This window comes from Streptomyces niveus (genome assembly GCF_001723055.1).
Classification (GTDB): domain Bacteria; phylum Actinomycetota; class Actinomycetes; order Streptomycetales; family Streptomycetaceae; genus Streptomyces; species Streptomyces niveus.
Genome location: NZ_MDCR01000606.1, coordinates 1 through 956 on the forward strand (window position 1 = coordinate 1; position 956 = coordinate 956).

Consider the following 956-nt stretch of genomic DNA (forward strand, 5'->3'; position numbering starts at 1 on the left):
CGACTCGCCCCGGCCCGGCCGGTGTCGGCGCCGGATCCGCGTGACCTACGACGCGGCCAGCGCCTCCGTCGGTGGCAGGCGAGCGGCACGGACGGCGGGATAGAAGCCCGCCATTCCCCCGATCACCAGCGTCGCCGCCACCCCGCCGCCCATCGCCCACAGCGGCACCACCGTGGGCCAGCCCTGATATCCCGCGTAGCCGGTGGTGACGCCGATGCCCAGCAGGACACCGCCGATCCCGCCGAGCGCGGACAGCAGCAGGGACTCGCAGAGGAACTGCGTACGGATCTGCCCCCGGGTCGCCCCCAACGACCGTCGCAGTCCGATCTCGGCCCTGCGCNNCAGCCGACGAGGGCGGCGGCGTCGAGTTCCGGAGCCAGCTCGTTCGGCGCGAGCAGCCCCACGACGGTGAACCACCGGTCGCCGAGCCACACTTGGGACTCCGGGCCCGCCTCGAAGACGCCGAGATGCCGGGCCGCCTTGGCGCCGAGCACCGTCGACGGGTAGCGGTCGTTCGCCGCGTTGAGCCAGCGGCCGTCGACAACGTCGATCCGTACCGTCTCCGTCAGATCGATTCGGGCGGCGAACACGCCGATGCCGCCGGTCTGTTCCTTCGGGATGTGATCGGTCCGGTAGACGTTGGCCTCGGTGCGGCCGATCGCCGAGACCGACTCCACTCCGTCGGTGGCCGAGATCATCCCTACCGCCTCGTCGGGCAGTGACGCCTGGTCGCCGCCGAAGGACTGACCGGGGACGACGGTGAGGAGATTCGTGCCGAGCGTCGCCATCTTGCGGTTCAACTCCTCCTGGCTGGAGGTGGAGATGCCCACGACGCCGATCATCGCCGCGATACCGATGGCGATACCGAGCGCGGAGAGGAACACCCGCATGGGGCGCGAGCGCAGGCCCGAACCGCCGACCCGTACGACATCGGCGGCGCCGAGCCGGGCGGGCCG

At 71.8% G+C, this 956-nt stretch carries 1 protein-coding gene and 1 pseudogene; both read right to left on the minus strand.

Annotated elements, in window-relative coordinates; all coding sequences use genetic code 11:
- Positions 1 to 45: 45 nt before the first annotated feature.
- Positions 46 to 340 (minus strand): ABC transporter permease (locus BHU15_RS41995; protein WP_255293328.1); only part of this gene is annotated, 295 nt, incomplete at its 5' end.
- Between the two features lie 2 nt (positions 341 to 342).
- A pseudogene (locus tag BHU15_RS42000) lies at positions 343 to 956 on the minus strand (ABC transporter permease); the annotation flags it as partial.